Origin of the sequence: Streptomyces sp. RP5T, assembly GCF_003933965.1 — a bacterium.
Lineage (GTDB): Bacteria > Actinomycetota > Actinomycetes > Streptomycetales > Streptomycetaceae > Streptomyces.
Map to the genome: position 1 here is coordinate 1 of NZ_RSAJ01000345.1, position 8858 is coordinate 8858.

Here is an 8858-nt window from a genome sequence, read left to right on the forward strand (position 1 = left end):
GAGCCGGAGGGCCGGTCGGTGTTGTGGACGACCGCCCGGTGGGTGATCCGCTGCGCTTCGATCAGGTCTGTGCCGAGAACACCGCGCCGATGGCCGGGCTGGTCACCCATCTCGCCGGGCTCGGGCACCGGCGCATCGGCCTGGTGGCCGGCCTGCCCGGCCTGAGCACCACCGCCGAGCGGATCGCCGGGTACCGGCAGGGCCTCACCGCCGCCCGCCTCCCCTACGACGACGATCTGGTCGTCCACGGCGACTCCGAGTCGGCCGGCGCCGAGCGTGCCACGACCGCCCTGCTCCGCCTCCCCGTGCCGCCCTCCGCCCTCGTCACCGCCAACAACGCGATGACCATCGGCACCCTGCGCGCCCTGCGCCAGCACGGCCTCTCGGTACCGGACGACCTCGCCCTGTGCTGCTTCGACGACTTCGCCTGGGCTGATCTGTTCTCACCCCGGCTCACCGCGATCGCCCAGCCCAGCAGGGAGATCGGCGCGCAGGCGGTCCGTGTGCTGCTGGAGCGCCTCGACATGCCGGACCGGCCCGCCAGGACCGTGCGCCTGGACTGCACGTTCATGCACCGCACGTCGTGCGGGTGTCCCGACTCCGGGGGTCCCCCGGAGTCCCCTCAGCCCTCGCAGGCCCCGCAGCCCTCGCAGCCCTCGCAGTTCGAGAAAGGAACCGTTTCGTGATCGTCGTCGCCGGTGAGGCCCTTATCGATCTGGTACCGCAGGGCCCGGGCGCCCTCGCGGGTCTCAAGCCGGCGCTCGGCGGCGGCCCCTACAACACCGCGGTCGCCCTCGGCCGGCTCGGCTCCCCCACCGCCTTCTGCTCCCGCACCTCGCTCGACGCCTTCGGCGAGGCCCTGCTCGACGGGCTCCGGGAGGCAGGGGTGGACGTGTCGACCGTGCAGCGCGGCACGGAACCCACCACGCTCGCCGTCGCCACGATCGGCACCGACGGCTCGGCTGCCTACTCCTTCTACGTCGACGGCACCGCCGACCGCCTGTTCGCCGCCCCCGCCGAGCTCCCCGCCGGTACCCGCGCGGTGTCCTTCGGCACCTGCTCGCTCGTCCTGGAACCGGGCGCGACCGCCTACGAGAACCTGCTGCACGCCTCGGCCGCGCGGGGCGTGTTCACCGCACTCGACCCGAACATCCGGGCCGGTCTGATCCCCGACGCGGACGCCTACCGGGCCCGTTTCAAGAGCTGGCTGCCCTCGGTGTCGCTGCTCAAGCTCTCCGAGGAGGACGCGCTGTGGCTGGGCGGCACCCCGCGCGAGTGGCTGGCCACGGGGCCCTCGGCCGTCGTGGTCACCCACGGCGGTGACGGGCTGACCCTGTTCACCCGGGACGGGGCGGTGGTGCCGGCACCGGGCGAGAAGGTCGACGTCGTGGACACGATAGGCGCGGGCGACACCGTGAACGCCGCCCTGCTGCACGGCCTGGCCACGCTCGACGCGCTGTCCCCGGAGGCACTCGCGGGCCTGGGTGTCGAGGACTGGACCCGGCTGCTGCGGTTCGCGGCCCGCGCGGCGGCGATCACCTGCTCACGGGCCGGGGCGCAGCCGCCGTACGCGTCGGAACTCGGTGAGCTGTAAGGGCGGGGCTGGCTGGAAAGCGAGCGGTGCCCCACGGGAGTTCCCGTGGGGCACCGCTCACTCCGTCGCGCCGGATCAGGCCTTGCGGGCCCGGGTCGTCTTCTTGGCGGGCACGGCCTTCTTGGTGGCTTCGGCGGCCTTCTTCGCCGCCGTGCCGGTGGTGGCCTTCTTGGCCGCCGTCGTCCTGGCCGTCGCCGTCTTCGTCGCCGTCGACTTGGCGGCGACCGTCTTCTTCGCCGCGGCCGTCTTCCTGGCCGGTGCCTTGCGCGGGGCCTTCACCGAGGTCCCGTCGCTGATCCGGTCGGCGCCGAGGATCTCCCTGAGGAACTTGCCGGTGTGGCTGGCCGGGACTCCGGCGACCTCCTCCGGGGTGCCCTCCGCCACGACGAGGCCGCCGCCCGCGCCGCCCTCGGGGCCCATGTCGACGATCCAGTCGGCCGTCTTGATCACATCGAGGTTGTGCTCGATGACGATGACGGTGTTGCCCTTGTCGACCAGGCCGGACAGGACCTTCAGCAGCTTGCTGATGTCCTCGAAGTGCAGACCGGTGGTCGGCTCGTCCAGGACGTAGACCGTACGGCCCGTGGAGCGCTTCTGGAGCTCGCTGGCGAGCTTCACGCGCTGGGCCTCGCCGCCGGACAGGGTGGTCGCGGCCTGGCCGAGGCGGACGTAGCCGAGGCCGACGTCCTTGAGGGTGTTGAGGTGGCGGGCGATCGCGGGGACGGCGTCGAAGAAGTCCGTGGCCTCCTCGATCGGCATGTTCAGGACGTCGGCGATGGACTTGCCCTTGTAGTGGACCTCCAGGGTCTCCCGGTTGTACCGGGCGCCGTGGCAGACCTCGCACGGGACGTAGACGTCCGGGAGGAAGTTCATCTCGATCTTGATGGTGCCGTCGCCCGCGCAGTTCTCGCAGCGGCCGCCCTTGACGTTGAAGGAGAAGCGGCCGGGCATGTAGCCGCGGACCTTCGCCTCGGTGGTCTCGGCGAACAGCTTGCGGACGTGGTCGAAGACGCCGGTGTACGTCGCCGGGTTGGACCGCGGGGTGCGGCCGATGGGCGACTGGTCGACATGCACGACCTTGTCGACGAGGTCGTCGCCGTCCACGCGCGTGTGCCGGCCCGGGACACTCCTCGCGCCGTTGAGCTCGCGCGCCAGGTGGGTGTACAGGATGTCGTTGACCAGGGTCGACTTGCCGGAGCCTGAGACGCCGGTGACCGCGGTGAACACGCCCAGCGGGAAGGACACGTCGATGTCCTGGAGGTTGTTCTCGCGGGCTCCGTGCACCGTGAGCTGCCGGGACGGGTCCAGGGGACGCCGGATGTCGGGCAGCGGGATGGCCTTCCTGCCCGACAGGTACTGGCCGGTCTGCGACTCCTCGTTGGCGAGCAGCTCCTTCAGGGAGCCGCTGTGCACGACCTTGCCGCCGTGCTCGCCCGCGCCGGGGCCGATGTCGACGATCCAGTCGGCGACCTTGATGGTGTCCTCGTCGTGCTCGACGACGATGAGCGTGTTGCCCATGTCGCGCAGCCGGACCAGGGTCTCGATCAGCCGGTGGTTGTCACGCTGGTGCAGTCCGATGGACGGCTCGTCCAGGACGTACAGGACGCCGACGAGCCCGGAGCCGATCTGGGTGGCCAGGCGGATGCGCTGGGCCTCGCCGCCGGAGAGGGTGCCGGCCGCGCGGTTCAGCGAGAGGTAGTCCAGGCCGACGTCGACCAGGAACTTCAGCCGTTCGTTGACCTCCTTGAGGACCCGCTCGGCGATCTTCTTGTCACGGGCGCTGAGCTTCAGCTCGCCCAGGAAGTCCGCGCAGTCGCTGATGGACATGCCGGAGACCTCGGCGATCGACTTGCCCATGACGGTGACCGCGAGGACGAGAGGCTTGAGGCGGGTGCCCTCACAGGTGGGACAGGGCACCTCGCGCATGTAGCCCTCGAAGCGCTCGCGGCTCGCGTCGCTCTCGGACTCGCTGTGCCGGCGCTTGACGAAGGGGACGGCCCCCTCGAACGGGGTCGTGTAGACCCGTTCGCGGCCGTACCGGTTGCGGTAGCGGACCTCGATCTGCGTCTTGTGGCCGTACAGCAGGGCCTTCTTGGCACGCTGGGGCAGCCCCGCGAAGGGGATGTCGGTCCGGAACCCGAGCGCGTCCGCGAGGGCGCCGATCAGACGGCCGAAGTAGTCCTTGGTGTGCCCGTGCGACCAGGGGTGGATGGCGCCCTCGTCGAGGGACTTGTCCTCGTCCGGGACGATCAGCTCCGGGTCGACCTCCATGCGCGTGCCGATGCCGGTGCACTCGGGGCAGGCGCCGAAGGGCGAGTTGAAGGAGAAGGAGCGGGGCTCCAGCTCCTCGAAGGACAGGTCGTCGTACGGGCAGTACAGGTGCTCCGAGAACATCCGCTCGCGCTCGGGGTCGTCCTCCGGCAGGTCGACGAAGTCGAGCACGACCATGCCGCCGGACAGGCCGAGGGCGGTCTCCACGGAGTCGGTGAGACGGCGCTTGGCGGAGTCCTTCACCGTGAGGCGGTCGATGACCACCTCGATGGTGTGCTTCTCCTGCTTCTTGAGCGCGGGCGGGTTGGAGAGCTGGACGGTCTCGCCGTCCACCCGCGCGCGGCTGTAGCCCTTGGTCTGGAGGTCGGAGAAGAGGTCGACGAACTCTCCCTTGCGCTCCCGCACCAGCGGCGAGAGCACCTGGAAGCGGCTCCCCTCCGGCAGCTCCAGGACCCGGTCGACGATGGCCTGCGGCGACTGGCGCGAGATCGGGCGGCCGCACTCGGGGCAGTGCGGCTTGCCGATGCGCGCGAAGAGCAGACGCAGGTAGTCGTAGACCTCGGTGATGGTGCCGACCGTCGAGCGCGGGTTGCGCGAGGTCGACTTCTGGTCGATGGAGACCGCGGGCGAGAGGCCCTCGATGAAGTCGACGTCGGGCTTGTCCATCTGGCCGAGGAACTGACGGGCGTACGAGGAGAGCGACTCCACGTAGCGCCGCTGGCCCTCGGCGAAGATGGTGTCGAAGGCCAGGGAGGACTTGCCCGACCCGGACAGGCCCGTGAAGACGATGAGCGAGTCGCGAGGCAGGTCGAGCGAGACGTTCTTCAGGTTGTGCTCGCGCGCGCCACGGACGATGAGACGGTCGGCCACGCCGGTCCGCACCTTTCTTGAGAGAAGTGACAGGGGCGGGGCCCCCGTGCTTTCTCAGACTAGGGGGAGCCACTGACAACGCCGGTCGGATTCCCGGAGGCATAACAATCCCCGGCCTTCCAGCATGCCCGACGCCGCACCCGACCATATAGCACGTGCATTCGATTTACGGCACTGCTTCACCACCTTCACCCAAAGGTGTGGCGCGACTAGGGTCAGCAGCATGATTGATCACGCTCATGACCTGGAGTCTGTACGTGGTGCGACCGAGCTGCTGCTGACCGCAGCCGCCAAGATGGACAACGCGGACGTGACCCAGTCGTCACGGCTGCCCGGCTGGAGCCGCGGTCATGTCCTCGCGCACCTCTCCCGCAATGCCGACGCCCTGGCGAACGTCCTGCGGGGCCGGCCCATGTACTCCTCCGCGCAGGCGCGCGACGCCGACATCGAGCGCGACGCCCCGCGCCCCCTCGACGCCCAGCTCGCCGACCTCCGCGCGAGCACCGCCCGCTTCGACGCGACCGCGGCCGTGCCGGCGGACTGGTCGCGCACGGTCGAGCTGCGCAACGGGGTCACCGACGCGGCGTCCCGGGTGCCGTTCCGGCGGTGGGCCGAGGTGGAGCTGCACCACGTGGATCTCGGGATCGGATACGAGCTGGAGGATCTCCCCGAGGAGTTCACCCGGCGCGAGATCGACTTCCTCACGGAACGGTTCCGGGGCCATCCCGACGTACCCGCGCTCGTCGTCGAGGAGGACGGCGGCCGGCGGATCCCGACGGGCGGCGCCGGGGACCCCGCACTCGTGGTCGCCGGCCCGCCGGCCGATCTGCTCGGCTGGCTCGCCGGACGCCGCGACGGCTCGGCCCTGACCGTCCACGGCGGCACTCTGCCCGCGCTGCCCCCGCTATAGGCTGCCGCCATGACGTACAGCGGACAGGTGACGGTCGGCGGGCCCGCCGACGTGCACGAGCTCAAGGACCTGATGATCACCAAGATCGCGGTCGGCCCGATGGACAACAACGCCTATCTGCTGCGCTGCCGGGCCACCGACGAGCAACTGCTGATCGACGCCGCCAACGAGGCGGAGACCCTGCTGGGCATGATCGGTGGCGACGGCATCGCGTCCGTCGTCACCACGCACCGGCACGGCGACCACTGGCAGGCGCTGGCAGCGGTCGTCGCGGCCACACACGCGCGTACGTACGCCGGCCGGGACGACGCCGAGGGCATCCCCGTGCCCACCGACGTACTGGTCGACGACGGCGACGTCATCCGCGTGGGACAGGTGGAGCTGACCGCGCGCCACCTGGTCGGACACACCCCCGGCTCGATCGCCCTCGTCTACGACGACCCGCACGGACACCCGCATGTGTTCACCGGGGACTGCCTCTTCCCGGGCGGTCCCGGTCGGACAACACGTCCGGAAGACTTCAGCTCCCTGATGGGTGGCCTGGAGACCAAGCTCTTCGACATCCTGCCCGACGAGACGTGGATCTACCCCGGCCACGGCAACGACACCACCATCGGCACGGAGCGGCCCCACCTCGCGGAGTGGCGCGCACGAGGCTGGTGACCGTCCGACGACGACCGCCCCTGCTTCGAAACCGAAGAGGGGCGGTCGCGTGTTCAGGCCCCTTCCGCGCAACGCCGAATCGTTGATCACGGCCGGAGGCGCCGCATCCGGGCGGGCGCCGGTCACGAGACGGCGCGTTCGTGGTCGTCGGCGGGGATGTCCTCGCGGTGCAGGAAGGTGGCCAGGAGGTCACCGACGGGATGGTCCGCCTCGCTGGGATGGCGCAGGGCGACCGTGGGATCGATGGTGTAGCGGTTGCGGCGCCCCACGCGTTCGCGGGTGAGGTATCCAGCCGCCTCGAGGTCGGCGACGATCAACTGGACGGCGCGTTCCGTGATCCCGATGGCGTCGGCGACGTCGCGTCCGCGCGACTCGGGGTCGCGGGCGAGGGCGATCAGGACCCGGGCGTGGTTGGTCAGGAAGGTCCATTGGTCGCCACGCGGGCTGGAGGGCTGGCTCATGGCCGTCATCATACGAAGCCGACTTCGTATGATCAACGTCATTTCGCGAAAATAGATTTACGAAAAAGTTTTCGCGTAACTGCTGACGGGAATCAGAGGGACAGGTGGCGCTGAACGCACCCTCACCACCCCCTCGACCCTGCTGAAAGGGGTCCCCGATGTCGTCCCAGACCTCCATTCCGACTCTGACCCGCCCGGCGGACACCGGCTCTCCGGTGCTGCCGCTGTCCCAGCCGCACCCGGTCACCGCGCTGGTGACCAACCGTCCCGACGACCTGGCCGTGGTGGACGCGGCCGTGCGGCTGGCCGCTCCCCGCAAGGCTCCGGTGCTGCTGGTCGCCGTCGTGCCCGCGCCGTCGCAGATACCGGACCGCGCCCGTGTGGACGCGCAGGCGGCGCGGGTGATCCTGGCCCGGGTGCTGCCCCGGCTGCGCACGGCCGGGGTCGGCTACATCCCGGTCGTCCACCGCGTCCCGGCCGAGAGCGGCGGGCAGCGACGGCTGCGGGCCGCGGGCGGTGTGCTGGCTCTGGCCGCTCGCCACCATTCGCCGCTGGTGGTGGCCGCCGGCCGGGGACCGGCCGGTCTGGACGCGCACAGCCTGATCGAAGCCTCCGCCGTACGCGGCGGCCCCTTCGTCCACACCGTCGCACCCGCACCCGAGGCCGTGCCTGTCGCCGATGGCGTGGGGCCGGCTCCCACGGACCTGTCGCCGGCAGGGGTGCGCAATGTGTGGACGCTCGCCCATCGCCGCCTGCCCACGGCCCGACGGATCGAGACGTGAAGAACGGCCTGCACGCGCTCGCACCCTGGTGGCTGCTGGCCCTCGTGGACCTAGTCGTCGGCGGCCTCGCCCTCGCCCTGCGCCCGCGCCGCCGCCGCACCACTGTCCGCCGACCCGCCTGAACCGGGAGGTGAACGCCTGGGCCAACTGAATCAGCGCCCGGGCCCGGCAGCCCTCCGAAGCCCGCCAGGCCCGGGGCACCACTCCTCGCCTTCTTGTCCGCCCTTGCCGTTACGCCCCACACGAGGAAGTCGATCCACCATGAATGAACTGTCGTTCGCCGTCCCGCTGTGGGTGTGGGCCGCAGTCACGCTCGGCATCGGGGTGATGCTCGCCGTCGACCTGATCGCCCACCGCGACAACCACGTGATCGGCTTCCGCGAGGCCGCGCTGTGGAGCGGCCTGTGGATCGCCGTCGGCCTGGGCTTCGGCCTGATCCTGTGGGCGTGGCAGGGCGGCGAGGCATCGTCGACGTACTACGCCGGCTACCTGATCGAAAAGGCCCTGTCGATCGACAACGTCTTCGTCTTCGCTCTGGTCTTCTCCTTCTTCGCCGTGCCCGACGCCTACCAGCACAAGGTCCTCTTCTGGGGCGTCATCGGCGCGCTCGCGGCCCGGCTGGTGTTCATCTTCATCGGCGCCGAACTGCTCCAGGTCTTCTTCTGGACCGCCTACCTCTTCGGGGCGTTCCTCATCTGGACCGGCTACAAGATGGCCGTCTCCAAGGACGAGGAGGTGCACCCCGACCGCAATCCCGTCGTCCGCCTCGTCAAGAAGATCATCCCCACCGATCCGCGATTCCACGGCGACAAGTTCTTCATCCGCGTCAGCGGCAAGCGCATCGCCACGCTGCTGTTCGTGGTCCTGGTCGCGGTCGAGGCCACCGACCTCGTCTTCGCGGTCGACTCCGTCGCCGCCGTCCTGGCCATCACCACCAACACCTTCATCGTCTGGACCGCCAACGCCTTCGCCGTTCTCGGCCTGCGCAGCCTGTACTTCTGCCTCGCCGGGCTGCTGCGCCGCTTCCAGTACCTGCACTACGGCCTGGCGGTGCTGCTCGCGTTCGCCGGAGTCAAGCTCATCCTCTCGGAGACGCCCGTCGGCAAGCTGCCCATTCCCCTCACCCTCGGCGTCATCGCCGTCACCATCACCGTCTCCATCGCCTGGTCCCTCATCGCGACCCGCGGCGAGGGGGGCGAGGGCGGCGACAGCGGCGAACCCGCGTCCCGGACGGACCACCCGGCCACCGGCGCCCACGCCTCGGCCCCCTCCGACCCGCACCCTCCGGAAGGGCGGCGGTCATGACC

At 70.5% G+C, this 8858-nt stretch carries 9 protein-coding genes; 7 read left to right on the forward strand and 2 right to left on the reverse strand.

The genetic code is table 11. From position 1 onward, the window contains the following. Together EHS43_RS28970 and EHS43_RS28975 are read left to right on the forward strand one after the other, a co-directional pair. Positions 1–686: substrate-binding domain-containing protein (locus tag EHS43_RS28970; protein WP_148104111.1), on the forward strand; the 686-nt coding region annotated here is incomplete at its 5' end. Next, positions 683–1594, forward strand: a complete 912-nt coding sequence (locus tag EHS43_RS28975; RefSeq protein ID WP_125193681.1) for a carbohydrate kinase — start codon at positions 683–685, stop codon at positions 1592–1594. The genes EHS43_RS28970 and EHS43_RS28975, both read left to right, overlap by 4 nt. A gap of 75 nt (positions 1595–1669) precedes the next feature. On the opposite strand, the gene uvrA is transcribed toward EHS43_RS28975, so the two are convergent. After that, the gene (gene uvrA / locus EHS43_RS28980) at positions 1670–4735 is read right to left on the reverse strand and encodes an excinuclease ABC subunit UvrA (RefSeq protein WP_125193682.1); all 3066 of its coding nucleotides are present in this window, start codon (positions 4733–4735) and stop codon (positions 1670–1672) included. A 223-nt stretch (positions 4736–4958) separates the two neighbouring features. On the opposite strand from uvrA, the gene EHS43_RS28985 reads away from it, so the two are divergent. Both EHS43_RS28985 and EHS43_RS28990 read left to right on the forward strand, forming a co-directional pair. Continuing rightward, positions 4959–5645 carry a maleylpyruvate isomerase family mycothiol-dependent enzyme gene (locus EHS43_RS28985; protein WP_125193683.1) on the forward strand — a complete coding sequence of 229 codons (687 nt, stop codon included), beginning with the start codon at positions 4959–4961 and terminating at the stop codon, positions 5643–5645. A 9-nt stretch (positions 5646–5654) separates the two neighbouring features. Further along, entirely contained in the window at positions 5655–6308 is a 654-nt protein-coding gene (locus tag EHS43_RS28990; protein WP_125193684.1) for an MBL fold metallo-hydrolase, read from the forward strand. 122 nt (positions 6309–6430) lie between these two features. Here the strand turns inward: EHS43_RS28990 and EHS43_RS28995 are convergent, their stop codons facing one another. Then, positions 6431–6769, reverse strand: coding sequence for a helix-turn-helix domain-containing protein (locus tag EHS43_RS28995; RefSeq protein ID WP_125193685.1), 339 nt, complete (start codon positions 6767–6769; stop codon positions 6431–6433). Between the two features lie 158 nt (positions 6770–6927). Here EHS43_RS28995 and EHS43_RS48115 point away from each other — a divergent pair, with 158 nt between their 5' ends. From EHS43_RS48115 to EHS43_RS29005, 3 genes are all read left to right on the forward strand, one after another. Then, positions 6928–7551, forward strand: a complete 624-nt coding sequence (locus tag EHS43_RS48115; protein WP_260470759.1) for a universal stress protein — start codon at positions 6928–6930, stop codon at positions 7549–7551. Continuing rightward, a complete protein-coding gene (locus EHS43_RS48120; RefSeq protein ID WP_260470760.1) occupies positions 7548–7673 on the forward strand; it encodes a hypothetical protein in 126 nt (41 codons plus the stop codon). Before EHS43_RS48115 ends, EHS43_RS48120 begins: the two co-directional genes overlap by 4 nt. A gap of 139 nt (positions 7674–7812) precedes the next feature. Next, positions 7813–8856 carry a TerC family protein gene (locus EHS43_RS29005; protein WP_125193686.1) on the forward strand — a complete coding sequence of 348 codons (1044 nt, stop codon included), beginning with the start codon at positions 7813–7815 and terminating at the stop codon, positions 8854–8856. Positions 8857–8858 lie beyond the last annotated feature (2 nt).